Origin of the sequence: Pseudonocardia humida, assembly GCF_023898865.1 — a bacterium.
Taxonomy (GTDB): Bacteria; Actinomycetota; Actinomycetes; order Mycobacteriales; family Pseudonocardiaceae; genus Pseudonocardia; species Pseudonocardia humida.
Window position 1 is genome coordinate 135,511 of the sequence record NZ_JAGSOV010000009.1, and the last position, 23,924, is coordinate 159,434.

Annotated in this window: 27 protein-coding genes; 14 read left to right on the forward strand and 13 right to left on the reverse strand. The window is 75.5% G+C overall.

Annotation, left to right across the window (positions count from 1 at the left end):
* Positions 1–28: 28 nt before the first annotated feature.
* The 8 genes from KDL28_RS03220 to KDL28_RS03255 all read left to right on the forward strand — a co-directional run bounded on the left by KDL28_RS03220 (position 29) and on the right by KDL28_RS03255 (position 7,032).
* On the forward strand, positions 29–1,984 hold the full coding sequence (locus KDL28_RS03220) for an ABC1 kinase family protein (protein WP_252435658.1): 1,956 nt from the start codon (positions 29–31) through the stop codon (positions 1,982–1,984).
* On the forward strand, positions 1,981–2,496 hold the full coding sequence (locus tag KDL28_RS03225; protein WP_252435659.1) for an NUDIX hydrolase: 516 nt from the start codon (positions 1,981–1,983) through the stop codon (positions 2,494–2,496). Before KDL28_RS03220 ends, KDL28_RS03225 begins: the two co-directional genes overlap by 4 nt.
* A 162-nt stretch (positions 2,497–2,658) precedes the next feature.
* A complete protein-coding gene (locus KDL28_RS03230) occupies positions 2,659–3,099 on the forward strand; it encodes an Hsp20/alpha crystallin family protein (RefSeq protein WP_252435660.1) in 441 nt (146 codons plus the stop codon).
* Between the two features lie 525 nt (positions 3,100–3,624).
* Positions 3,625–4,080: a hypothetical protein gene (locus KDL28_RS03235; RefSeq protein WP_252435661.1), complete on the forward strand. Its 456-nt coding sequence runs from the start codon at positions 3,625–3,627 to the stop codon at positions 4,078–4,080.
* Between the two features lie 21 nt (positions 4,081–4,101).
* Complete coding sequence (locus tag KDL28_RS03240; RefSeq protein ID WP_252435662.1) at positions 4,102–4,839, forward strand: enoyl-CoA hydratase/isomerase family protein; 738 nt, start codon at positions 4,102–4,104, stop codon at positions 4,837–4,839.
* A gap of 46 nt (positions 4,840–4,885) precedes the next feature.
* Positions 4,886–5,386 carry an acyltransferase gene (locus tag KDL28_RS41290; protein WP_252435663.1) on the forward strand — a complete coding sequence of 167 codons (501 nt, stop codon included), beginning with the start codon at positions 4,886–4,888 and terminating at the stop codon, positions 5,384–5,386.
* A complete protein-coding gene (locus KDL28_RS03250) occupies positions 5,383–6,186 on the forward strand; it encodes a methyltransferase domain-containing protein (protein WP_252435664.1) in 804 nt (267 codons plus the stop codon). The genes KDL28_RS41290 and KDL28_RS03250 overlap by 4 nt, the downstream gene beginning before the upstream one ends.
* Positions 6,187–6,267: 81 nt before the next feature.
* Positions 6,268–7,032, forward strand: a complete 765-nt coding sequence (locus tag KDL28_RS03255; RefSeq protein ID WP_252435665.1) for an SDR family NAD(P)-dependent oxidoreductase — start codon at positions 6,268–6,270, stop codon at positions 7,030–7,032.
* 14 nt (positions 7,033–7,046) lie between these two features.
* Here KDL28_RS03255 and KDL28_RS03260 read toward each other — a convergent pair whose 3' ends face one another.
* Entirely contained in the window at positions 7,047–8,312 is a 1,266-nt protein-coding gene (locus KDL28_RS03260; protein WP_252435666.1) for an acyl-CoA dehydrogenase family protein, read from the reverse strand.
* A 132-nt stretch (positions 8,313–8,444) separates the two neighbouring features.
* Here KDL28_RS03260 and KDL28_RS03265 point away from each other — a divergent pair, with 132 nt between their 5' ends.
* Positions 8,445–8,810 (forward strand): DUF6285 domain-containing protein, encoded by a 366-nt coding sequence (locus tag KDL28_RS03265; RefSeq protein ID WP_252435667.1) that lies wholly within the window; start codon positions 8,445–8,447, stop codon positions 8,808–8,810.
* A 2-nt stretch (positions 8,811–8,812) separates the two neighbouring features.
* Here the strand turns inward: KDL28_RS03265 and KDL28_RS03270 are convergent, their stop codons facing one another.
* From KDL28_RS03270 to KDL28_RS03295, 6 genes are all read right to left on the reverse strand, one after another.
* The gene (locus tag KDL28_RS03270) at positions 8,813–10,108 is read right to left on the reverse strand and encodes a phospholipase D-like domain-containing protein (protein ID WP_252435668.1); all 1,296 of its coding nucleotides are present in this window, start codon (positions 10,106–10,108) and stop codon (positions 8,813–8,815) included.
* 129 nt (positions 10,109–10,237) lie between these two features.
* Entirely contained in the window at positions 10,238–10,627 is a 390-nt protein-coding gene (locus KDL28_RS03275) for a hypothetical protein (RefSeq protein WP_252435669.1), read from the reverse strand.
* 166 nt (positions 10,628–10,793) lie between these two features.
* Positions 10,794–11,522 carry an alpha-ketoglutarate-dependent dioxygenase AlkB family protein gene (locus tag KDL28_RS03280; RefSeq protein ID WP_252435670.1) on the reverse strand — a complete coding sequence of 243 codons (729 nt, stop codon included), beginning with the start codon at positions 11,520–11,522 and terminating at the stop codon, positions 10,794–10,796.
* A gap of 13 nt (positions 11,523–11,535) precedes the next feature.
* Entirely contained in the window at positions 11,536–12,324 is a 789-nt protein-coding gene (locus KDL28_RS03285) for a methylated-DNA--[protein]-cysteine S-methyltransferase (protein ID WP_252435671.1), read from the reverse strand.
* Positions 12,321–12,965, reverse strand: coding sequence for an RNA polymerase sigma factor (locus KDL28_RS03290; RefSeq protein WP_252435672.1), 645 nt, complete (start codon positions 12,963–12,965; stop codon positions 12,321–12,323). Before KDL28_RS03290 ends, KDL28_RS03285 begins: the two co-directional genes overlap by 4 nt.
* 22 nt (positions 12,966–12,987) lie before the next feature.
* Positions 12,988–13,677 (reverse strand): 2OG-Fe(II) oxygenase, encoded by a 690-nt coding sequence (locus KDL28_RS03295; protein WP_252435875.1) that lies wholly within the window; start codon positions 13,675–13,677, stop codon positions 12,988–12,990.
* 169 nt (positions 13,678–13,846) lie between these two features.
* On the opposite strand from KDL28_RS03295, the gene KDL28_RS41295 reads away from it, so the two are divergent.
* Positions 13,847–14,350: a methylated-DNA--[protein]-cysteine S-methyltransferase gene (locus tag KDL28_RS41295; RefSeq protein WP_252435673.1), complete on the forward strand. Its 504-nt coding sequence runs from the start codon at positions 13,847–13,849 to the stop codon at positions 14,348–14,350.
* Here KDL28_RS41295 and KDL28_RS03305 read toward each other — a convergent pair.
* From KDL28_RS03305 to KDL28_RS03315, 3 genes are all read right to left on the reverse strand, one after another.
* Entirely contained in the window at positions 14,347–14,502 is a 156-nt protein-coding gene (locus KDL28_RS03305) for an abscisic acid-deficient protein Aba4 family protein (RefSeq protein ID WP_252435674.1), read from the reverse strand. The two genes, KDL28_RS41295 and KDL28_RS03305, sit on opposite strands and share 4 nt — an antisense overlap.
* A gap of 56 nt (positions 14,503–14,558) precedes the next feature.
* Complete coding sequence (locus KDL28_RS03310) at positions 14,559–15,173, reverse strand: hypothetical protein (RefSeq protein ID WP_252435675.1); 615 nt, start codon at positions 15,171–15,173, stop codon at positions 14,559–14,561.
* A gap of 109 nt (positions 15,174–15,282) precedes the next feature.
* On the reverse strand, positions 15,283–17,535 hold the full coding sequence (locus tag KDL28_RS03315; RefSeq protein ID WP_372496878.1) for a HelD family protein: 2,253 nt from the start codon (positions 17,533–17,535) through the stop codon (positions 15,283–15,285).
* 102 nt (positions 17,536–17,637) lie between these two features.
* Between KDL28_RS03315 and KDL28_RS03320 the strand changes: the two genes are divergently transcribed.
* Positions 17,638–17,865: an RNA-binding S4 domain-containing protein gene (locus KDL28_RS03320; protein ID WP_252435676.1), complete on the forward strand. Its 228-nt coding sequence runs from the start codon at positions 17,638–17,640 to the stop codon at positions 17,863–17,865.
* A gap of 9 nt (positions 17,866–17,874) precedes the next feature.
* Positions 17,875–18,426, forward strand: coding sequence for a methyltransferase domain-containing protein (locus tag KDL28_RS03325; protein ID WP_252435677.1), 552 nt, complete (start codon positions 17,875–17,877; stop codon positions 18,424–18,426).
* On the opposite strand, the gene KDL28_RS03330 is transcribed toward KDL28_RS03325, so the two are convergent.
* A complete protein-coding gene (locus KDL28_RS03330) occupies positions 18,327–19,100 on the reverse strand; it encodes an SDR family oxidoreductase (protein WP_252435678.1) in 774 nt (257 codons plus the stop codon). The genes KDL28_RS03325 and KDL28_RS03330 overlap by 100 nt on opposite strands.
* Positions 19,101–19,196: 96 nt before the next feature.
* Between KDL28_RS03330 and KDL28_RS03335 the strand changes: the two genes are divergently transcribed.
* Both KDL28_RS03335 and KDL28_RS03340 read left to right on the forward strand, forming a co-directional pair.
* Positions 19,197–20,078, forward strand: coding sequence for a sigma-70 family RNA polymerase sigma factor (locus KDL28_RS03335; RefSeq protein ID WP_252435679.1), 882 nt, complete (start codon positions 19,197–19,199; stop codon positions 20,076–20,078).
* 210 nt (positions 20,079–20,288) lie between these two features.
* Positions 20,289–21,629 (forward strand): HNH endonuclease signature motif containing protein, encoded by a 1,341-nt coding sequence (locus KDL28_RS03340; RefSeq protein WP_252435680.1) that lies wholly within the window; start codon positions 20,289–20,291, stop codon positions 21,627–21,629.
* Positions 21,630–21,804: 175 nt separating this feature from the next.
* Here the strand turns inward: KDL28_RS03340 and KDL28_RS03345 are convergent, their stop codons facing one another.
* Both KDL28_RS03345 and KDL28_RS03350 read right to left on the reverse strand, forming a co-directional pair.
* The gene (locus tag KDL28_RS03345) at positions 21,805–22,386 is read right to left on the reverse strand and encodes a DinB family protein (RefSeq protein WP_252435681.1); all 582 of its coding nucleotides are present in this window, start codon (positions 22,384–22,386) and stop codon (positions 21,805–21,807) included.
* Positions 22,387–22,438: 52 nt separating this feature from the next.
* Positions 22,439–23,755, reverse strand: coding sequence for a BTAD domain-containing putative transcriptional regulator (locus KDL28_RS03350; RefSeq protein ID WP_252435682.1), 1,317 nt, complete (start codon positions 23,753–23,755; stop codon positions 22,439–22,441).
* Positions 23,756–23,924 lie beyond the last annotated feature (169 nt).

Sequence of the window (23,924 nt, forward strand, 5' to 3'; positions counted from 1 at the left end):
GTGAGGATGCGGGGGTGAGGAACGCGCCGTGACCCTGGCCGGCCTGCTGACCCTGCCCGTGGTGTGGCTGCTCGGGGTGGTGATCAGCCGCCCGCTCGGGCTGGACTTCTCGCTGACCCGCAGGCTCGCCGCCGGGCTGCTCGCCTTCACGATGACGACGTCGGTCATCCGGGCGATCACGCCCGACTCGGTGATCGCCGAGGGCAGCAACTTCCCGGCCTTCTGGTACCTGCTGCTCGGCGCCCTGATCAGCGTCGTGGTCGCGATGGTGCTGCTGGTGCTGGTCGAGGCGCTGGTGCCCAGCGGGGCGCTGCCCGGCCCGGTGGCGCTGGCCAGGGCGATGCCCCGGCGGCTGCGGCGGGCCCGGCGCTACCTGCGGATCGCCCGCGTGCTGGCCCGCCACGGCCTGGCCGCCTACGTGTTCACCCGCCAGCGCCCCGACCTCGCCGGGTCCGACGGCCGGCGCAGGCTGGGCCGCTCCCTGGCCGCGGCGCTCGACGACGCCGGCGTCACCTTCGTCAAGCTGGGCCAGATCCTGGCCACCCGGGCCGACCTGCTGCCCGTCGAGTTCATCGAGGAGCTGGGCAGGCTGCAGACGGCGGCGAGCCCGGTGCCGTGGGCGGACGTCCGCGCGGTGCTCACCGCCGAGCTGGGCCGCCCGCCCGAGGAGGTGTTCGCCGACATCTCGACCGAGCCGCTGGCGGCGGCGTCGATCGGCCAGGTGCACGCCGCGACGACGACCGACGGGCGCCCGGTCGTGGTGAAGGTGCTGCGGCCGGGCATCGAGCGGGTCGTGGCCGGCGACCTGGACATCCTGCTGCGGCTGTGCCGCCGGTTGCAGACCCGCACCCGGTGGGGGCGCTCGCTGGGGGTCTCGGCGCTGGCCGAGGGGTTCGCCGGGGCGCTGCGCGAGGAGCTGGACTTCCGCATCGAGGCGCGCAACATCGCCGCCGTCGCCGCGGGCAGCGCGGTGCGGGAGGTCCCGGCCGTGCGCGTGCCGGCCGTCGGGCCGGTCGCGGTGACCCGGCGGATCCTGGTGATGGAGCGGCTGTCGGGCGTCCCGGTAGACACCGCGCCGGAGGGCGTCGACCGGGCCGCGCTGGCCCGCACCCTGCTGGAGTTCCTGCTGCGCCAGGTGCTGGTCGACGGGGTCTTCCACGCCGACCCGCACCCGGGCAACCTCCTGCTGCTCGACGGCGGGCCGGACCGGCCGCGGGTCGGGCTGCTCGACCTGGGCTCCGTCGGGCGGATCGACTCCGTGCTGCGCGCCGGGCTGGCCCGGCTCCTGATGGCCGTCGACCGGGCCGACCCGGTGGCCGCGGTCGCCGCGCTGCTCGCCGTCACCGACGTCCCCGACGGCCTCGACGAGCGCGCGCTGCAGCGCGACACCGGCCGCTTCCTGGCCCGGCACCTGGGCCCGGGCACCTCGCTGTCCGCGGCGCTGGTCGGCGAGCTGTTCGCGCTGCTGGGCAGGCACCGGATCGGCGCGCCGCCGGAGCTGGCGGCCGTGCTGCGCGCCATCGGCACCCTGGAGGGCACGCTGACCGGCCTCGACCCGGCGTTCGACGTGCTCGCCGAGGCCCGCGCGTTCGCCGCCCGCCAGGTCGGCGCCGAGCTCACCCCGGCCGCGCTGCGCCGCACGCTCACCGACGAGCTGCTGTCCCTGCTGCCGCTGGTGCGCGGGCTCCCGCAGCGGGTCGACCGGATGGCGTCGGCGCTGGAGGAGGGCCGGCTGACCGTGCGGCTGGCCGGACCGCCGGGGCTGTCCGGCGCCACCGGGCTCAACGCGCTGCTGTCCACGGCCATCGCGGCCACCACCGGACTGATGGCGGCGCTGCTGCTGGTGGCCGGGGGCGGGCCGCGGATCAGCGAGGCGATGACGCTGCACCAGCTGTTCGGCTACCTGCTGCTGGTCGTGTCGACGATCCTCGGGCTGCGGGTGCTCGGGCTGGTGTACCGGGGCCGGCCGGGAGCCGGCCGGTGAGCCGGGTGGAGGCGGCGGTGCTGGTGCCGCTGCACGTCGGGCCCGCGGGCGAGCGGCGGATCGTGCTGATCGAGCGGACGCCGCACGGGGTGCACGGCGGCGACGTCGCGCTGCCAGGCGGGCGGCGCGAACCGGGCGACGCCTCGCTGCGGGAGACGGCGGTCCGGGAGACCGTCGAGGAGCTGGGCGTGCCGCGCTCGACGGTCGTGGCGCTGCTCGACCTCGACCCGGTGGCCACGCGCAGCACCGGGTTCCTGGTCACGCCGGTCGTCGGCCGGCTGCTGGCGGTGCCGCCGGTGTGGCGCCCGCAGGAGCGCGAGGTCGCCGCGGTGCTCGACGTGGCGGTGGCGGCGCTGCTGGACCCGGCGGCGGCCGGCGAGCAGGGCGTGGAGTACGGCGGCCGCCTGGTGAGCGTCCCGGTGCTGCGCCTCGGCGAGCGCGTCGTCTGGGGTCTGACGCTGCGGATCCTCGCCCCGCTGCTGCCCCGGATCGCCGCCGGGGAGTTCGACTGATACTCGATCGGGCAGCCCGCAGACTCTGAATCGATACAGTCATACCTGCACTTGCGAGTGGGCAAATCTGTATTGCAGACTAGAGACATCCACTCGGAGCCGGGAGTTCCGGCCCGGTGGCCGCATCGCACGCAGGCGCGCCGCAGGAGAGGAGAGACCGCGATGCTGATGCGCCCCGAACCCTTCCGCGAGCTGGACCGGATCGCCCGGCACGCCTTCGGCGGTCCGATCCGCGGCCGGGCGCAGCCGGCCACCATCCCGATGGACGCCTACCGCCGGGGTGACGAGTTCGTCCTCGAGTTCGACCTGCCCGGCGTCGACCCTGAGGCGATCGAGCTGACCGTCGAGCGCGACGTCCTGACCGTGAAGGCCGAGCGCCACCCGACGCCGCGCGACGAGCACGTGGAGCTGCGGATCGCCGAGCGCACCCACGGCGCCTGCTCCCGAGAGCTGTTCCTCGGCGACGACCTCGACCTCGACCGCATCCGCGCCGACCACCGCGCCGGCGTGCTCACCCTGCGGATCCCGGTCGCGGAGAAGGCCGGACCACGCACGATCACCGTCTCCACCGGCGACCGCGAGCGCCACGAGATCAACGCCTGACCGTCGTACCCGCCGCGCACGCGCGGGGAGGTGTGCCATGACCACCGGACAGTTCGCGACCGCGACCCCCACCGCCCCGGACGCCCTCGACCCGGCCACCGAGATCGAGCGGACGTTCCTGGCGATCGCCGTCGAGCTGATCGCCGAGGGCTGGCCGGGCGAGCCGCGACACCGGCCCGACACCCGACGCACACCGCCCCCGACGCGTTCCGCGGTCGGGGCCGCGGGAAGGGCCCGCCCGGGTCCGCACGACCGGTCCACCGGACCCGGACCACGGACCGGCCGCGCCCGCGGGAGGCACCGCCCCGAACCCCGGGAGCGCTCCCCTCCGGTCCACCGCCGATCCGACCCGACGTCGAGAGGAGGTGGGTCCGAGCACAGCACCACCTGCCACAGGAGATCCACGACGACTCACGTCTCTGTCTCGCCCGGCTCCCGCCGGGCCACCGACCGCCCCGCCCGGTCCCGGGCGGGGCGGTCGGCCGGACGGGGGCACCGTCCACGACACAGCGAGGAGACCGACGCGTGAGCCTGACCAACGTGTGGCTGCAGATGTTCGACGGCAGCCTCGTCCGCGCCGACCAGGTGGTCGAGATCGAGCTGCACCAGACCCCGGAGATCGCCGGCAAGCCGTCGCGCTGGCTGCTCGACGTCGTGCTGCCGGTACCGGTCGGCAGCGGCGGCGGCGCCCACGAGGGCTGGCGGACCGGGCCGCTGCACCGCACCCTGACCCAGAGCTCGGTCCCGCCCACCGAGGCGCCACCGGCGCTGGCCCGGCTGCTGGCCCGGCTCGACGCCGCCGACGCGGCGGGGATCGTGCGCGTCGACGCGGCCCGCGTCCAGGCCGCCCCGCACCCCGACCTCACCGTGGCCGCGGGCGCGCTGCGGCTCGGCTTCACCGCGTTCGCCGGGGCCGACACCGACGACCCCGTTCCCGCGGCGCTGACCGGCGGCCTCGACGGGCGGGTGCCGGGCCCGTAGCGGGGTGGCCAGGATGGGCCCATGGGCGCACCCACCGTCGTCGACGACGACCACGTCCGCTGGATCACCTTCGACCGGCCGGAGGCGGCCAACGCGCTGCACCCCGACGACCTCGACCCGCTCGCCGACGCGGTGCGCGGGATCGGGCCGGCGACCCGGGCGATCGTGTTCACCGGCGCGGGCGAGCGGGCGTTCTGCGCCGGCATGCACCTCGACTCGTTCCGTGGCCTCACCCCCACCACCGCCCGCAGGCTGATCTCCCGGCTGGCCGACGTGCTGCGCGCCGTGCGCCACGCCCCGGTCCCGACGGTGGCGATGCTCAACGGCGCCTGCATCGGGGCCGCGCTGGAGCTCGCGCTGGCCTGCGACCTGCGCACCGCGCGGCCGGGCGTGCGGCTCGGACTGCCGGAGGTGAAGCTGGGCATCCCCTCGGTCGTCGACGCCGCGCTGCTGCCCGCCTACGTGGGCCTGTCCCGGGCCCGCGAGATGATCCTCACCGGCGACCTCTACGACCTCGACGCCTTCGGCCCCGGCTTCGCGAACCGGGTGGCCGCGCCGCAGCGGCTGCGCGCCGAGACCCTCGCGCTCCTGGGCCGCGTCACCGGGCACACCCCCGAGGTGCTGGCCGCGCAGAAGGCGCTGTTCGAGACGTGGCTGGAGCAGGGCATCAGCGGGGCGGTCGCGACGAGCGTGGACGTCTTCGCCGGTGTCTTCGCCGCCCCCGCCACCGCGACCGCCATCACCGCCTACCGCCCATGACGGGGCGGGGCGGGCGTGCACGGGGCGGGAGCGGGTACCCGGGCCCGTGACCGACACCAGGCCGGGCGACGACATCGCCGCCCTCATCGAAGCGAAGGTGGCCGCCGCCGTCGAGCAGGCCGTGCGGGAGGCCGTCGACCGGCTCCGCTGGGCGCCGCGGGTCTACGGCGACGAGCGCAAGCTGCACGTCCACCCGACGGCCGTGGTCAACGACGCGCTGTTCAACCTGTCGTCCGGGGAGATCACCGTCGAGGAGTACGCGTTCTTCGGGCACGGCGTCAGCGTGCTCACCGGCACCCACGACATCACCGTGTTCGACCGCGCCCGCCAGGTGACGGTGCCGAAGTCGGGCCGGGACGTGGTGATCGGGCGCGGCGCGTGGATCTCGACCAACGCACTGGTCCTGGGACCCTGCCGGATCGGCGAGCACGCCGTGGTGGCCGCGGGCAGCGTGGTGCTCGCCGACGTCGAGCCGTTCACCGTCGTCGGCGGCACCCCGGCCCGGGTGCTCTCGACGATCTCCGAGCGCCCCGGGGGGACCGCGTGAGCGACGACCTGCACGCCGAGGTCGCCGCCCTGCGCGCCGAGGTCGAGCGGCTGCGCGCCGCCGTCGACGAGCTCTCCGCGCGGGCCGACGGGCACAGCCCCCGCTTCGCGGCGATCTACCCGCGGTTCGAGGACCGGTTCCGCGGCTCGGAGGCCGACGTCCGCGAGCGCCTGGGCGTCTACCTGCCCCGGGTGCGCGACGCCGTGCGCGCCGACGCCGACGGTCCCCGCGTGCTGGACGTCGGGCCCGGCCGCGGCGAGTGGCTGGCGCTGCTGGCCGAGGCGGGCGTGCCGGCCGTCGGGGTGGACGACAACCTGCCGATGGTCGAGCACCTGCGCGGGCGCGGCCTCGACGTCGTGCACACCGACGGCACCGGGCACCTGGAGACCGTCGAGCCGGGCTCGCTGGACGTGGTGACCGCGTTCCACGTCGTCGAGCACCTCGACCTGGAGTCGCTGCTGGGCCTGCTGGCCGCCGCCCGCCGGGCACTGCGCCCGGGCGGGCTGCTGGTGGCCGAGACGCCGAACCCGACCAACCTGGTGATGGGCGCCTGCAACTTCCACCTCGACCCCACGCACCGCACCCCGATCCCGCCCGCGCAGCTGGAGTTCCTGGTGCGCGCGAGCGGCTTCGCCGACGTGCAGACCTGGGCGCTGCACCCCAAGGAGGACCTCGACCTGTCCGGGCTGCGCCTCGAGGGCGTCGACCCGGCCGCGGCGGCGACGCTGGCCGCGGCCCTGCAGAAGGGCCTGTTCGGGCCGCAGGACTACGCGGTGCTCGCCGAAGCCGAGGTGGCCTGACCCACAGCGCGGACCGCGCCGCGGCGGCTATCTTCCGATGATCGCGCCCGCGGCGAGGCGGGCGCCGACGCGGAGGTCGAGATGTCGATCATGGAGCGGTTCTCCCTCGAGGGCCGGGTGGCCATCGTGACCGGGGCGTCCTCGGGGCTCGGGGTGTCGTTCGCCCGGGGCCTGGCCGAGGCCGGCGCCGACGTGGTGCTGGGCGCCCGCCGCGCCGAGAAGCTCACCGACACCGCGAACCTCGTCACCGACACCGGGCGGCGCGCGCTCGCCGTCGCCACCGACGTGGCCGAGCAGCCCGACTGCCAGGCGCTCGTGGACGCGGCCATGGCCGAGTTCGGCCGGGTCGACGTGCTGGTCAACAACGCCGGCATCGGCACCGCCGTGCCCGCCACCCGGGAGGACCCGGCCGAGTTCAAGCGGGTCATCGACGTCAACCTCAACGGCTGCTACTGGATGGCCCAGGCCTGCGGGCGGGCCATGAAGCCGGGCAGCAGCATCGTCAACATCTCCAGCATCCTGGGCCTGACCACGGCCGGGCTGCCGCAGGCCGCCTACGCGGCCAGCAAGGCCGGGCTGATCGGCCTGACCCGCGACCTGGCCCAGCAGTGGAGCGGGCGCAAGGGCATCCGGGTGAACGCCCTCGCGCCCGGCTTCTTCGTCTCCGAGATGACCGACCAGTACAAGCCCGGCTACCTCGAGGAGCAGCTGGAGCGGCGGGTGCTGATGCACCGGGCGGGCAACCCCTCCGAGCTGACCGCCGCGCTGCTGTTCCTGGCCAGCGACGCCGGCGGCTACGTCACCGGGCAGACCCTCGCCGTCGACGGCGGCATCACCGTCACCTGAGCGCGGGACGCCGCTCAGTCCATGCCCTTGGGCGCGCGCTGCTTCATGAACCCGAACAGGTAGCCCGCCACCCGCCGCATCTGGATCTCGTCGGAGCCCTCGGTGATCCGGTAGCGGCGGTGGTGGCGGTAGATGTGCTCGAACGGCTTGTGCCGGGAGTAGCCCAGCCCGCCGTGCACCTGCATGGCCCGGTCGGCGGCGTCGCAGCACAGCCGGTTGCCCCGGTAGTTGCAGATCGAGACCTGCTCGGACTGGGAGAACGCGCCCTCGGTGTCCATCGACCACGCGGTGCGGTGGATCAGCGCGCGCAGCATCTCCGCCTCGGCGTGCAGGTCGACCAGCGGGAACTGGATGGCCTGGTTGGTCGCCAGCGCCTTGCCGAACGGCTTGCGCTCCTGGGCGAACCGCACCGACTCCGCGATGCAGTAGGTGGCCGCGCCCAGGCTGGACGCGGCCTGGCGGATCCGGTTCTCGTTGAAGAAGTGCTGCACCACGGCCAGCCCGCGACCCTCCTCGCCGAGGATCGCCGAGTGGGGCACCCGCACCCGGTCCAGGCTGATCCGGCCGTGGTCAGTGGGCATGTTGAACGTCCAGAGGAACTCCTCGACCGTGAAGCCGGGCGCGTCGGTCGGGGTCAGGAAGGCGGTGATGCCGCGGCCGTCGCCGGGCTCGCCGGAGGTCCGGGCGAAGATCAGGTCGTGCTTCGCCTTGTGGATGCCGGTGTTCCAGGTCTTCGCCCCGGTGATCAGCCAGTCGTCCCCGTCGCGCACGGCGTAGGTGTCCATGTGGGTGGCGTCCGAGCCGTGCTCGGGCTCGGTGATCCCGAAGGCGAACCCCTTGGTGCCCGACGCCAGCCCCTCGACCCACTCGGCCTTCTGCTCGTCCGAGCCGTGCTCCAGCATCAGCAGCAGCCCGACGTTGTTGCCCACGATGGCGTGCTCGTTCTGCAGATCGCAGTGCAGGCCGAGGCCCTTGGCCGCCAGGTGCTCGCGGATCACCGCCATGCCCAGGTTGGAGCCGTCGCGCCCGCCGAACTCGGCCGGGAAGGCGTAGCGGAAGTGCCCGGCCGCGTCGGCCCGGCGGCGGGCCTCGGCCAGCAGCTCCTCCCACTCCTCGCTGGGCAGCCCGCCGCGGTCCCAGTCGGTGCGGGCGTCCTCGCGGCGGTGGTCGAAGAACCGGATGTTGTCGTCGGCCTGCTCCAGCGGGCGGATCTCGCGCTCGATGAACGCGTCGAGCTCGTCGAGGTAGTCGAGCAGGTCCTGCGGCAGGGTCATGTCCATGGGCGCTCCGTTGCATCGGTGGACGGCGGCCGACGGCGCGGCCATGATCCGACCGTGCCCCGCGGCAGCCGCCCGGGCAACCGGCGCTGACCAGATCACACGGGGCCCGGATCACACGGGGGCGGAGACCACATGAGCGAAGACCGCACGGGCCCGATCCCGCCGCACGACCGGCCCGACGCCGCCGAGCTGCTGCGCACGGTGCGTGAGCTGCTGGTGGACGAGGTCGTGCCGGCGACCGACGGGATGCTCGCCTACCACGTCCGGATCGCCGCACGGCTGCTCGGCATGGTCGAGCGGGAGCTGGGGCGCGGTCCCGCCGACGCCCGCCGCCACCGCGCCGACCTCGACCGGCTCGGCTACCCCGACGACGCGGCCCTCGCCGCGGCGATCCGCGCAGGCGACCTCGACGACCGCGGCGACGAGCTGCGCGCCGTGCTGCGCACGGCCGCCCGCGCCCGCCTGGAGGTGTCCAACCCGCGGCACCTGGCGAGCTGAGCTCAGAGTTCCCGGCGCAGCCGCACGGCGAGCTGCTCGTAGGCCCGGAACCGGCGGGGCCGGTCGGACCAGTCGTCGCCGGTGATCTCGTCGGAGACGGCGAGGTCCTTCTCGAACTGCGCCACCAGGTCGGCCGCGAACGACTCGGACTGCACGCAGAGCGTGGCCTCGTCGTTGAGCTGGAACGAGCGGTTGTCGAAGTTGACCGAGCCGACCGTCGACCAGGCCCCGTCGACGACCAGCGTCTTGGCGTGCAGCATCGTGGGGCCGTACTCCCAGATGCGCACGCCGGCGTCGAGCAGCGTCCGGTAGACCGCACGTCCGGCGATCCGCACCGGCGGCTTGTCGATGTGCTCGCCCGGCACCAGCAACCGCACCGCGACGCCCCGCTTCGCCGCCTCGGCCAGCGCCTCGACGAACGCGGGGCGGGGCGCGAAGTAGGCCGTGGTCAGCTCGATGCTCTCGCTCGCGCAGGCGATGGCCAGGTAGAACAGCGCTTCGGCGTCGGTGTCGCCGACCCCGGCCGACGAGCGCACCAGCTGCATCGGGCCGGCGCCGTCGGCGTCGGGCAGCTCGGGCAGGTAGTCCTCCCCGACCAGCACGTCGCCGGTGGCCTCCAGCCAGTTCTCGGCGAAGGCGCCCTGCAGGCCGCGCACGATCGGCCCGCGGACCCGGACGTGGGTGTCGCGCCAGTGGTCGGGGTCCTGGGCGTCGCCGGTCCACTCCTCGGCGATGCCGACGCCGCCGATCATCCCGACCTCGCCGTCGGCGACCAGGACCTTGCGGTGGGTGCGGTGGTTCATCCGGGCCACCGCGTACGGCTTGAGCGGCCGGAACCGGGCCACGGTCACCCCCGCCGCGCTCATGTCCCGGATGAGCTTCGGCTCCATCTTCGCCGTGCCGAACGCGTCGAGCAGCACGTTGACCTCGACGCCGTCGCGGGCCCGCCGGATCAGCCGGTCGGCGACCTGCTGGGCGATGTCGCCGCGCCAGTAGACGAACGTGAGCAGGTTGATCGAGCGGCGGGCGCCGTCGATCGTCTCCAGGAAGGCCGGGAAGATCCGGTCGCCGTTGATCAGCAGCTCCAGGTCGTTGCCCGCGGAGATGGGGGCACCGGTGAGCGCCTCGGCGGCGTACAGGAAGTCCTTCGAGCCGACGTGCAGGTCGGCACCGCGCAGCGCGTAGCCGTGGCCGCCGTCGCGCCGGTGGCGCAGCGAGTCGGCGGCGTAGCGCCCGCCGACCAGCACGGCGCCGGCCAGTACCGGCCAGGTGCGGGCCAGGACCGGTCCGAGCTTCATGCAGTCACCTCTGGTCGGATGGCGGGTGCCGACGGGTACCCGCGCGGGGCACGACGATCACCCACACGCGGCATGAGCGACATCATGCCCTGATCGCGCCGAACCGTCCGACGGGGAGGCGGGGCCGGGTCAGCGCTCGACGGCCGACCGGTAGGCGCGGAACGCGTCCAGCAGCGACGTCGGCGACTCGACCCCGCCGACGTCGAACCAGCCCGACTCGGCGCCGCCTTCGACCAGCAGCCAGCCACCTCGGCGCTCCAGCACCGACGACACCGAGGCCAGCGCGTCGCCCAGCGGCCGGGACGGCTCGCGGACGGCGGACAGGTCGGCGATGACGTGGCGGACGCCGTCGACCAGGACGGTGTCGAGCACCACCTCGACCAGCCGGGCGGCGACCGGCCCCACCTCGCCCGCGACCGTGAGCACGGCCTCCTGCGGGCCGCGCAGGGAGACCGAGACGCTCGTGCGGCCCGTCGGCGCGATGCGGGGTGCGGCCAGGACCTCGTCGGTGATCGACACGGGGGACCTCCTCTGGCGGTTGCCGGCACTGCGACGTCAACTCGCCGTAGGCACTCCACTACGAATGGTCGATCATGGACAGGGCCGAAGGTCCCGATTCGGACAGGACCTCCGCACCCCGGCGTCCGGGCGCGGTCACTCCGGAGGGGATTCGTCGATGGTGCGACTACTCGGTGGAGCGGGCGCGGCATGAGCCGACGGCCCCGGACCGCGCGTCGGCCGGGTGCGGCGGATCGGCGAACCCCGACACCCGCAGCGTGATGTTCAACCGGCCCCGGTCCAGGCCGATGTCGGGCACGTCGGCCGGTGAGTGCTCGAGGAGCTTCGGCACGCCGTGGTAGGCCAGCCGGTGCTCGTCGCCGAAGACCACCAGGTCGCCCGAGCGCAGCTCGACGTCGACCCACGGCCTGCCGCGGTGCTCGGTGCCGCCCAGCCGGAACAGGCACGGCGCGCCGAGCGAGAGCGACACGACGGGGTCGGGGGCGTGCTCGTCGCCGTCGCGGTGCATCCCGAGCCGCGCGCCCTCGTCGTAGTGGTTGACCAGCGCGATGTCCGGCGCGTACCGGCGGCCGCGGTCGGCGTCGAGGTAGGCCTCGGCGACCGCCCGGCGCCCGAGCGCGGCCAGCCAGGCCGGGAACGGCGTCACCGGCGAGCCGTCCTGGTCGTCGCGGGTGCGGGAGTAGCGGTAGGGCATCCAGTGCCAGCCCAAGCACACCGTGCGCACGCTCATCCGGGCCCCGTTCGGCGGCACCGCGTGGCGCATGCCCGGCCCCTCCCGCGCCCACGTCCGGCAGGCCTCGACCAGGCGGCGCTGCTCGCCGAGGTCCAGCCAGTCGGGCAGGTGCACCGCGCCCGGGGCGAGGGTGCGGCGCTCGCGGGGCAGCAGTTCGTGCATCGGTCCTCCCGGTTCAGGCCGCCCCGGCGGGGCGGCAGGTGCGGCAGGGCCGGAACCCGGCCCGCACCGCCTCGTCCAGGGTCCCGAAGCCGTGGCGGTGCCGGGGGGTGATCCGGCGGGCGTCGCGGCAGGTCGGGAAGCAGACGACGGTGGTGGTGTCGCTGGCCAGGTAGCGCACGCCGCGGCGGGCGAGGTCGGCGACCCCGTCGACGTCCATGCCCTCGGCGCGCAGCAGCCGCTCCTTCTCCGGCGCCCCGAACAGGTAGCCGCCGAGCGCGCCGTCGGCCCGGACCACGCGGTGGCAGGGCACGAGCAGCGGCACCGGGTTGCGGGCCAGCACCGAGCCCACGGCCCGCACCGCGCCCGGGCTGCCCGCCTCCCGCGCGACCCAGCCGTAGGGCCGGGCCTGCCCGGCGGGGATCCGGCGGGTCGCGTCGAGCACGGCGCGCTCGAACCCGGTCAGCGCGGTCAGGTCCAGCGCGGGCCCGCGACCGGGGCGACCGCGCAGCGCGGGCAGCAGCCCGGCGGGCGGGCGCGGTGCCGCCACCAGCGGGCGGGCGAACCGGGCCCGGTAGGCCGCGGTGAAGCCGGCGAGCCCGGCGTCGCCCGCGGGCCGCAGGAACTGCACGCCGTGCGCGGTGGCGGCCGCGTAGACGTCCCCCAGGCCGCTGGGGACCCGCACCCAGCGGGCGAAGACGGCGTCCGGCAGGCCGGCGGGGGCCTCGGTGGCCAGTCCGGCCAGGCCGGCCAGCAGCCGGGCGTCGACATCGGTGGTGTCGGTGGTGGTGTCGTCGGTGGTCATCGGTCTCTCCTCCCCGACGCGAGCACCCGGTGTGCCGGCTCCCCGTCGGGGCCGGGTTCGGTCCCGGCCGCGGTGACCAGCGCTCGGAGTCGGTGCAGTCCTCGGGAAACGTGCGACTTGGCGGTGCCCTCCCCGACCCGCAGCACCTGCGCGACCTCGGCGATCGGCAGGTCCAGCGCGTGGCGGAGCACGACGGCCGTGCGCTGGGCCTCGGGCAGCCGCGCGAGCAGCGCGGCCAGCCCGCGACCCGCCTCGGCGCGCTCGGCGTGGTCGGCGGGGTCGTCGAGGGCGGTCGGGCCCGGGTCGAGCTCGCGCTCGGTGGGCTCGTACCGGGGTGGTCCGGCGGGGCGCCGGGCCGCGTCGCGGGCCGCGTTGCGCGCGGTGTTGCGCAGCACCGTCAGCAGCCACGGCCGCAGCGCCAGCACGGCGATCCGCTCGGCCGGGTAGCCGGCCAGTGCCCGGTAGGCGCGCAGGAACGCCTCGGCGGTGAGGTCCTCGGCGTCGGCGGCGGAGCGGGTCAGCGCCCGCGCCACCGAGTGCACGACACCGCCGTACTCCCGCACGACCTCGCCGTACCCGGCGTCGAGGTCGTCGAGCAGGGCCCGGCACACCCGCTGCCGGGTCCGTTCGGCGGCGTCCACGACGGCCTCCGTCCCGGGTCGGTCAGCGGGCGTTGTGGAAGATGATGCCCAGCACGTGCCGCTCCCCCGCGTGCACCGCGCTGACCCCGTGCCGCAGCTGCACCCGGTGATACCCCCGGCTGCCCGCCCGCGGCCGGTGCCGCACCGGGAAGACGACCGCCTCGCCCTGCCGCGGCCGGACCACGATCGGGCGCGACTGCTGGCGCGGGCGCTGCTCGACGAAGACGCTCTCCCCTCCGGTGAAGTCCTCGTCCGGGCGGCTGAGCATGACCAGGAACTGCAGCGGGAAGGTCAGCTCGCCGTAGACGTCCTGGTGCAGGTTGTTGTACCCGCCCGGGCCGTAGCGCAGCACCAGCGGGGTCGGCCGGTGCTGGCCCAGCCGCGCGCACTCGGCCAGCAGCTCGGGCAGCGCCGCCGGGAACCGGCGCTCGCCGAGCCGATCGGCCCACCGGTTGGCGATGACGGCCAGCGGCGGGTACAGCTGCTCGCGCAGCCGCTGGACGGGGTCGGGCAGCGGGTCGGCGAAGTACCGGTAGCGGCCCTCGCCGAAGGCGTGCCGGGCCATGGTGACGGTGCTGCGGAACCGGGCGTCGTCGTCGAACATCGCGGCCACCTCTCGGCACTGCTCGGGACTCAGCAGCGGGCCGGTGGTGGCGACCCCGTCGTCGTCCAGCTGCCGCTGCACGCGATCCCAGTCGAGCCGGTCGGCCATCCGGTGCAGGTCGGGCCGTTGCGCGGTCTCGGTCATCTCGCTCCTCCAGTCCGTGGTCCACCTCCTGAACACCACCGACCCCGGCACGGTTGCACGCAACCCGCGGGCCGACTCCGGTGTTCTGCATCGCGTCGGGGCCGAGGGGCCCCACCGATCGATCGGAGCAACCGTGTCCACCACCGCCACCGCACCGTTCGCCGGCCCGCTCGGCGTGCTGACCGTCTCGGCCACGCCGGAGGGCGTGGCCCGGCTGCGGTTCCCGAACCGCGACCGCAGCCCCGCCGACGCCCGCGGGACCGGCCCGGCCCGCGCCGTCCTGGACCAGGCCCTCGCCGAGCTGGACGAGTACTTCGCCGGCCGGCGCACCCGGTTCGACGTCGCGGTCGACCTGAGCCGGGTGAGCGGCGAGCGTCGTGAGGTGCTCGACGCGCTCACCCGCATCGACCACGGCGAGACCACCACCTACGGCGCGCTCGCCCGCGCGCTCGGCATGACCGGCGACGGCGCCCGCCGCGTCGGCGGCGCCCTGGCCGCCAACCCGGTCCTGGTGATCGTCCCGTGCCACCGGGTCGTCGGCGCCGACGGCGCACTCACCGGCTACGCGGGCGGCCTGCGCGCCAAGGAGCTGCTGCTCGGCCTGGAGCGACCCCGTCAGCTCGCGCTCGACGTCTAGTGGTCGCGGGTGGCCGCCCAGTAGGGCGCCAGCTGGGGCAGCAGGGCCAGCACGTACACGACCAGCACGGGCACGGCGATCAGCGGCGAGCCGATGACGCGGCGGGTGACCGACCAGCCGGGCGCCACGCTCATCAGCGCCCAGAACGGCACGGCCAGCGGGGAAGGCGACGGCGAACAGGATCTGCGGGTCCACGGGTTCTCCCTGGTCAGACGGTGGCGGTGGGGCGCTCGGCGGCGGCGCGACGGCGGGTCGAGGCCCGGGCCGCGCCCGTCACCGCGACGGCCGTGCCGACGACGATCGCGGTGAGGGCGGCCAGGGTCGGCGCATCGGGGGCGAGCAGCGGCCGACCGCGCAGGGCTGCCAGGTCAGCAGCAGGACCAGCGCCGTGCAGGCGACCCCGACGGCGCGCACGACCCGCCGTCCGGCGGTGACGTCGAACCGGTCGCGCGCGCCGGCTCGCCGCCACCTGCGCGTTCCGAACCTGGGCCCGGGCCAACCGCTCGGCGTTCCTGCTGCTGTTCGGCACGCCCGTGCCCGGGATCGCACCCGATCCCGCGGCCGGAACCGGGCTCGCCGCCTGGCGGCTGGCCGCGCCGTTCGCCGACGTCCTCTTCGACGGCTGGACGCCCGCCCAGCTCGCCGCCGTCCCGCTGCCCCCCGGCGGGGAGCCGCTGGCCTCGATCACCCCGCCGCCGCCCCCGCTCCCCTCCAGGACGACTACGACCGCCGCGCCGCGACGCTGCCGCCGGGGGCGCTCGCGCTGTTCATCGAGCTGCGCGGGCGCATGCACGGCCTGGTGATGCTGGAGCTGCTCGGCCACCTCGCCCCCCTGCAGGAGCACGGCGAGGCGCTGCTGGTCGCGATGACCAGCCGCATGTCGGCCGAGCTCGACGCCCTGCGGGCGGGCCTACCGGCGGACTGCGCCCGCCTCAACGCGCGCCGATCGGCTCCCGCTCGGGCACGCCGGCCAGGCCGGCGGGCGGCGGTCCGGGGTGCACGATCCCCAGCCGGTGCGTCGCCCTGGTCATCGCGACGTACAGGTCGTTGACGCCCCGCGCGGAACCGGCGAGCACGGCGGCCGGATCGGCGATCAGGACCGCGTCGAACTCCAGCCCCTTGGCCAGCTCCGGGGTCAGCAGCACGACCGTGCGCTCCGGGTCGGGCTCCGCCGGGACGGCCAGCGCCGCGGCCAGCGCCGGCACCAGCGCGGCCGGTGCGATGACCGCCACCCGCCCCTCGTCGAGCGCGGCCGCCTCCGCGGCGACGAGCTCGGCAACCCGGTCGGGCAGCTCGGCGGCCGAGGTCCGCACCCGCCACGGGTCGGTGCCCGCCGAGCGGACCGAGCGCGACCGCACCCGTCCCGGTGCCCCGTCCGCGCCCGGGTGGGCCGCGAGCAGGTCCTCCGCGGCGTCCATGATCTCCGTCGGGGTGCGGTAGTTGACCGACAGCCGCACCAGCTCCCACCGCTGCTCCAGGTGCGGGCCCAGCACCCGGTCCCAGGACGCGGCACCAGCCGGGTCGCCGGTCTGGGCGAGGTCGCCCACGACGGTCATGGAGCGCGACGGGCAGCGCCGCATCAGCATCCGCCACGCCATCTCCGACAGCTCCTGGGCCTCGTCGACCACGACGTGGCCGAACACCCAGGTCGGGTCGGCCGCCGCCCGCTCGGCGAGCCCGCCGGCCCCCTCCCCCGCCGCCGGCGGCGCGTCGGACCCGATGAGCGCGGCGAGCTCGTCGAGCAGCGGGACGTCCGCGGCGCTCCACCCGCCCGGCCCGCGGCGCAGCGCTGCGGCCTCGTCGGCGGTCAGGTCCGGGCAGGTCCCGGCCGGGTCGGCCAGCAGGGCCTCCAGCACGGCGGGCGGCTCCAGCTCCGGCCACAGCGCGTCGAGCGCGTCGCCGACGGCCGCGTCGGCCAGCAGCGAACCGCGCAGGGCCGCCGCGTCCGCCTCGTCGATCATCGAGACCGGGCCGCCGGGGTCGTCCGGGTCGACGACGAACCCGGCCGCCTCCAGCGCCCGGACGTCGGCCGGGCTCAACCCGCCGTCCGCGTCCCCGCCGTCGAGCGCCCGCCCGGACTCGTCGACGACCACCGCCTCCAGCGCCGCGACGATCCGGTCGGCCAGCGCCCCGACCAGCTCGCGCTGGAACACCAGCCGCGCCCGGTTGTGCGGCAGCCCCGACCGGCGGGCCGCCCGGCGCGCCCGCCGCAGGTCGACCGGGTCCAGCCGCAGCGCCTGGCCCTCGAACTCCAGCTCGACCGCCTCGGTCGGCCGGACGACCCGGGCCGCGACGGCCGCGGCCAGCCGTCCGGCCATCGCCGCGGCCCCCTTCACCACCCGGGCCCGCGGCGGGTCGACGCGCTCGACCACCAGCCCCGGGCGCAGCTCGGGGATGGTCGCGGCGACCACGGCGTCCTCGCCGAGGCCGGGCAGCACCTGCCCGATGTAGTCGATGAACACGCGGCTCGGCCCGACCACCAGCACCCCGCGGGCCAGCAGGTGCCTGCGGCTGTAGAGCAGGTACGCCGCCCGGTGCAGGGCGACGGCCGTCTTGCCGGTGCCGGGGCCGCCCTCGACGACGAGCACCCCGGTCTGCTCGGAGCGGATGATGCGGTCCTGCTCGGACTGCAGGGTGGCCACGATGTCGCGCATCCGACCGCTGCGCCCCGCGGTCACCGCGGCCAGCAGCGCCGCCTCGCCGGTGAGCCCGGCCTCCCCACCGGCCCCGGAGGCGGTCAGCAGCTCGTCGTCGAGATCCACCACCGTCCGGTCGCGGGTGCTGATGCGCCGGCGGCGGCGCACGCCCTGCGGGGCCATGGCCGTGGCCGTGTAGAAGGGGCGGGCGGCCGGGGCGCGCCAGTCGAGCAGCAGCGTCGCGCCGCCGCCGTCCTCGTCGCCGTCGCGGAACAGCCCGGTCCGGCCGATGTGCACCGACGCGCCGTCCTCGGTGTCCAGCCTGCCGAAGCACAGCCCCCGCTCGACCGACTTCAACCGCGCCGCCTGGCGCCGGTTCCAGGCCAGCTCCGCGTCCCGGTCGGCGTCGTGCTCGTCCTCCTCCGCCGGGGCGGACAGGGCGGCGATGCGCTGCGCCACCTCCGCGCGCATCGCGTCCACCACCGCGTACAGCTCGGTGAGGTGGGCCTGCTCGTGCGCCATCTCATGGGTGATCGTCGTTCCGGACACGCCCTGCAGGGTGCAGGTCCGATTTCGCCAGGACCAGTCTTGTTCTTTCCCCGCGCGTCCATCGAGTTCTTGATCACGGTGCCCACCTGGGAGGATCTCGGCATGGCCCGTTCCCCCATCCGCGACGTCCCGCTCCGCGACGACCCCATCCGGCTCGGCCAGTTCCTCAAGCTGTCGGGCCTGGCCGAGGACGGCGGGCACGCCAGGGCGCTGATCGAGGACGGCGCCGTCCTCGTCGACGGCCGCACCGAGACCCGCCGCGGCGCGCAGCTGGCCATCGGCTCGGTCGTCGCGGTCGGCGAGCTCCGCGCCCGCCCCGTGCGCGCCTGACCAGCGGCCTTGCCCTCCCCGGACGGGTCGACCGCGCGCTGGAACCACAACATCCACTACCACCGGGTGGTCCTCGGCGCCGCGCCCGCGCGGCCCCCGCGGGCGCTGGACGTCGGCTGCGGCGACGGGCTGCTCACCGCCGAGCTGGCCGGGATCGCCGACGAGGTGGTCGGGCTCGACGCCGATCCCGGCACCGCCGCACGGGCCCGCGGGTTGGCCCGGGTCGAGCGGCTGCCCGACCTCGCCCACAGCCTGCTGGCCGCCGCCTGCCACCGCCCCTACGTGCTGCTCACGGGCCGCCGGTTCTGGGAGCACAGCGCGCCGACGGTGTGGCCGCCGCCGGAGGGCTACGCGGCGATGCGCGAGCTCACCCGGGAGCTGCTGCCGGGCGCGCGGTTCCGGCGGCTGCTGTTCTGGCGGTACTCGATCGTCTGGTCCAAGCCGGCCACCGACGGAACGCCCTACCCGACGACCGCGCCCAGCCGCTCGGCCAGGAAGTCCTCCCAGGTGCGCCGGCCGCGGTCGGCGGTGTCGACGTTCAGGTTGTCGCCCGCCCGGTAGGCCCGCCCCGCGGCACCCGGGATCCGCACCGGCAGCAGCGGACGGCGCCGGCCGGTCGCCCGCAGGTAGTCGCGCAGGATCTCGTCCATGCCGTGCACCGCCGGGCCCGCGAGGTCGCGCACCCGCCCGGCAGGCGCGCCGAGCACCAGCTCCACCAGCCGGTCCGCCACGTCCCGGGCGTCGACGGGCTGGAACCGCAGCCCGCCCGGCGCGGGCAGCACCGGCAGCGCCGCCATCTTCCGCGCCACGGTCAGCACCAGGTCGTGGAACTGGGCCGCCCGCAGCGTCGTCCACGGCAGACCGGACCCCGCCACGGCCTCCTCGGCGCCCAGCTTGGCCCGGAAGTAGCCCAGCGGGACGCGGTCGGCGCCGATGACCGAGATGAGCACCAGGTGCCGCACCCCGGCCCCGGTCGCGGCGCGCACGAGGTTCGCGGTCGCCCGGTCGTCGCCCTTGGGGCCGCCCGCCAGGTGCAGGACGGTCCCGGCGCCGGCCACGGCGCGCTCCACGCCGTCGCCGGTGAGCAGGTCGGCGGCCACGTGCTCGACACCGGCCGACGACTCGCGCGGGTGCCTGCTGAGCACCCGCACGTCGTGCCCGGCGGCGCGCAGCAGCGGCACCACGAGGCCGCCGAGGGTTCCGGTGCCGCCGGTGACCAGGAGGGATGGGGACACGCCCGTCTCCGTTCTTCGTAGGGCGGGCGCCGGTCACACCGACCGGCTCCCGGGGGTCTACTGCTACGACACCCCGCAGCGGAGGAACGTGACGCGATGGATGAACGCCGCCGGCTGGCCGAGCGCTTCGAGGCCGACCGGCCCCGGTTGCGCGCGGTGGCCCACCGGATGCTGGGCTCGGCGGCCGAGGCCGACGACGCCCTGCAGCAGGCCTGGCTGCGGGTGGACCGCGCCGGCGCCGAGGACGTCGAGAACCTGGACGCCTGGCTGACCACGGTGGTGGCCCGGGTGTGCCTGAACATGCTGCGCAGCCGCGACTCGCGCCGCGAGCAACCGCTCGGCGAGCACCTGCCCGAGCCGGCGACCGACCCGGGCGACGGCGGCGACCCCGAGCGCGAGGCCGTGCTCGCCGACTCCGTGGGCCTGGCCCTGCTGGTCGTGCTGGACACCCTCGCCCCCGCCGAGCGACTGGCCTTCGTCCTGCACGACATGTTCGCCGTCCCGTTCGACGAGATCGGCCCGATGATCGAGCGCTCCCCCACCGCTGCCCGCCAGCTGGCCAGCCGCGCCCGGCGCCGGGTGCGCGGGGGCGGCGAGGTCGCGGACGCCGACCTGGCCCGGCAGCGGGAGGTGGTCGACGCGTTCCTGGCCGCCTCCCGCGGCGGCGACCTGGGCGCCCTCGTGGCCCTGCTCGACCCGGACGTCGTGCTGCGCGCCGATCCCGCGGTCGGCCCCACCCCCGCACCGGTCGTGCTGCACGGCCGGCGCAACGTGGCGCGCGGCGCGCTGCTGGCGTCGGAGCGGGTCCGGTCGAGCCGCCCCGCACTGGTCGACGGGTCGGTGGGGCTGGTGATGGCGCCGCACGGTCGGCTCGTCGTGGCGCTGCGGTTCACGTTCACCGACGCCCGCATCACCGGCATCGAGGTGATCGCCGAACCCGACCGGCTGCGGGGGCTCCGGCTCGGGCTCCTCGACTGACGCTCGGGCGCTGGAGGTGGCCAACCCGGGTGGGCGCTCAGATGCGCGCGGTTCCGTTGCGATAACAACGAATGGTGTGGTTGCGCTGACGGCCGTCCCCGATCCGAGGTGCCGGTTGCGATTGTGAACGCTTCACCTGCGAGCGCGGCGACTATCCTGTGGTGCCGATCCTTCCTCGACTCCGCACAAATGTTCGAGTAGAATCGAGGCATGACCTCGACCGAACTCGCCGCCACGGCAGACCGCATTCGTGCGCTCGCCGCCGGGCTGCGCGAGAACGGTACGGACCAAGACGCGTTGAATGCACTCGCTGCTACTCGGGAGTTGACCCGGGCCGTATCGCAGTTGCAGGTCGAGGCTGTGGCGGTGTTGCAGCGCAGTGGTGCGTTCGCCGCCGCCGGGCACCGGCGGCCGGACTCCGCGGTGGCGTCGGCGCTGACCGTGGATCGGGGGCGGGCGCGGGAGATCGTGCGCGCGGCCGAGCACGTCGCGGCGCGGGTGGATCTGCAGGGGCAGGTGTTGCCGCCGGTGCTGCCCGCGATGGCTGCGGCGTTCAGCAGCGGTGCGGCCAGCTTGCAGCACGTCGATCTGATCGCCCGACTCCTCGACTCGCCCGCGGCGCGGCGGATCCCGCCCTACGCCTGGACCGGGATCGAAGAACAGATCGCCGCCGTCGCCGACACGTCGACCCCGACGGAGTTGGCCAGGTTCGGAGCCGAACTGGTGCGGGCCTACGACCAGGACGGCGACGAACCCGACGAGCGGGAACCCGTGCAGGTCAACGAGCTACGCCTGACCCCACTGCCCGGGGGCGGCGGGAAGATCAGCGGAGTGTTCACCGACCCGGTCCGCTACGCCATGATCGCCACCGTCATCGACGCCAAAGCCACCCCGTTGACCGCGCAGGACCCGCGCAGCGCCGCCGAACGCAACGCCGACGCCCTCACCGAGGTCTGCGGATTCGTCGCCACCCACGGCGACACCATCCTCCCCACCACCGCCGGCGAACGCCCCCACATCGCCGTCACGGTCAGGCTGGCCGACCTGGAGAACCGCGCCCGCGCCGCCTGCCTCGACCTCGGTGACACCCCCACCCCCGCCGCACTCCGGGCGCTGTGCTGCGACGCGAAGGTCATCCCCATCGTCCTCGACGGCGACAGCCAACCCCTCGACATCGGGCGAGAAGCCCGCACCATCCCGCTTGCGATCCGGCGCGCGATCGTCGCCCGCGACCGCGGATGCGCCCACCCCGGCTGCGACCGCCCACCCAGCTGGTGCGAAATCCACCACATCCGCGAATGGGCCCGCGGCGGCCACACCAAAACCGACAACCTCGTCATGCTGTGCTGGACGCACCACCAAGAGATCCACTCCACGGAATGGCTCGTACGCATCGCCCGCGACGGACTACCCGAATTCATACCCCCGGCCTGGCTCGACAAAGAACGCACACCCCGACGCCACCCCAGAACCGGACCACCCGGGCGCCCGGACTCGACTCGACCACCGCAGACCAACCCCGGCCGGAGTGTGTTCCGTGTTCCGCGGTGACCCCGTGGGCACCGGTGCCCACCCCGGTCCCGAAGCCCCTGCCGTCACGTCGACCCCCCTGCTCGATCCGAGGTCGCCCGCCGCGCAGGCGCCGCCGGAGGCAAACCGAGAGGCACCGCCAGGACAGCAGTCACGGCAGGCATCGTCGGAGCCAGCAGTAGCGCAAGAACCCGCTTCAGACAGCCCTCGCCGCCCGCTCCAACCGCTCGCGGTAGTCCGCCCACCACCTCGCGTCCCCCGGCGCCATGTTGTCGTTGTCGACCCGCAGCCCGACCTCCCCGTCGACCAGCTCGCGCACGATGTCGGCGTGGCCCGCGTGCCGGTGCGACTCGGCGATCATGTGCACCAGGATCTGGTGCAGCGTCACCTCGCTGCGCTCGGCGGGCCAGTGCGGTACGTGGCCGACGGCGTCGAGCGGCAGGGCCTCGATGGTGGCGTCGGCGTGGGTGCGGGCGCGGTGGTAGAGGTCGAGCACGAACTCGCGCGACTCGTCGGGGGTGGCCCACATGTCGGCGTTGGGTTCGGCGTCGTCGTCGTACCAGGGCAGCGGGATGCCGGAGGGGCGGTCGAAGGTGTCGCCGAAGTAGCCGAGCTCCACGCCGGCCAGGTGCTTGACCAGGCCCAGCAGGTTGGTCCCCGTCGGGGTGAGCGGCCGCCTGGCGTCGTACTCGCTGAGCCCGTCGAGCTTCCAGAGCAGGGCGTCGCGCGCGGTCTGCAGGTAGCGGTGGAGGTGGGCCTTCGGGTCGGGTCCGGTCATGGCGGGCAGGGTGCCACCGCGGCCCGACGTGCGGGCCGGGGAGGGCGGCCGGTCAGCCGTCGAAGGCGCCGATCCCCCGGGCCATGCGCAGCACCATCGCGTCCCGCTCGCCGTCGGGGAGGTCCTCGACGGCGAAGCGCCGCCACAGCGCCTCCACGCCCGGGCCGCGCCGGCCCGCGGCCAGCCCGGCCAGCAGCTCGCGCTCGTGGGCGCTGAGCCCGGCGGCCGCCCGGGCCTGCGCGTCCACCGTGACGCCGTGCTCGGGGTCGGGGCGCGAGGCCGGTTCGCCGGACGTGCGGTAGATGAGCACCGTGTGGCCCAGCCGGAGGATCTGGGCGTCCTGCAGCCGGTGCCGCCGGCGCACGCGCTCGCCGTCGACGTAGGAGCCGTTGCGCGACACCCCGTCGTCGACCAGCTCCCAGCCGCCGTCGCGGTGCTCCAGGCGCGCGTGCTCGCGCGACACCTCGGGGTCCCAGCTGAGGCTGATGTCGTTGGACGGGCGGCGGCCGATCGTCAGCGGTGAGCGGGTGGGGTCGAGGGCGATCACGCGGTGGGTGCCGCCCGCCTCGTGCAGCAGCAGGAAGGGGCGCCCGTCGCGGTGGGCGCGACCGAGCTCGCCCTGGTTGAGGATGGTGCGCTCCAGCGCCCGCAGCTCGGGGCTCGGGTCGACGCCCAGCTCCTCGGCCAGCACGGCGCGCGCGACGCGGAACACCTCGAGCGCGTCGGCCTGCCGGCCCGCCCGGTAGAGCGCCTCGGCGAGCAGGCCGCGGAAGCGCTCGCGCAGCGGGTGCTCGGCCACCAGGGTGCGCAGCTCGGCGACCAGCTCGGCGTCGCGCCCGGCGGCCAGGTCGGCCGACACGCGGGCCTCGATCGTGGCGAGCCGGGTCTCCTCCAGGGCCGCCGCCTCGGCCTCGGCGAACGGCTCGTCGGCCACGTCGGCCAGTGCGCGGCCCCGCCACAGGCCGAGCGCGTACCGCAGCTTGTCGGCGGCCTCGCCGTGGTGGCCCCGGTCGAGCGCGCGGCGGCCCTCGGACGCCGCGGCGAGGAACTCCAGCAGGTCGAGGCTGCGCTCGTCGGCGCGCAGGACGTAGCCGGTGCCGGTGGTGGTCAGCAGCCGCTCGGCCGGACCGGCCTGCGGGCGGGGCTCGATCGCCCGGCGCAGGCCGGAGATGTAGACCTGCACGGCGTTCACCGCCCGGTCGGGTGCCCGCTCGCCCCACACGCCGTCGACGATCTGGTCGACCTGGACGGTGCGGTTGGCGTTGAGCAGGAGCACGGCCAGCACGGCGCGCTGCTTCGGGCCGCCGAGCGGCACCCGCACACCGTCGCGGTGGGCCTCCACGGGCCCGAGCAGGCTGAACCGCAGCACGCCCGCTCCCTCTCCTCACCCGGTCGGTCCCGGCCCGCCCGGGGTCCGCGCCCCGGCCCGATCACGTTACCCGAGGGGCCGCCCGCGGCCTTAAACGAATCTTCAGCGGGCCCGACCAGAGTCATGGACACCAGAGGAACCGCAGGTCCGGAGCTCGGGCCCCGCACAC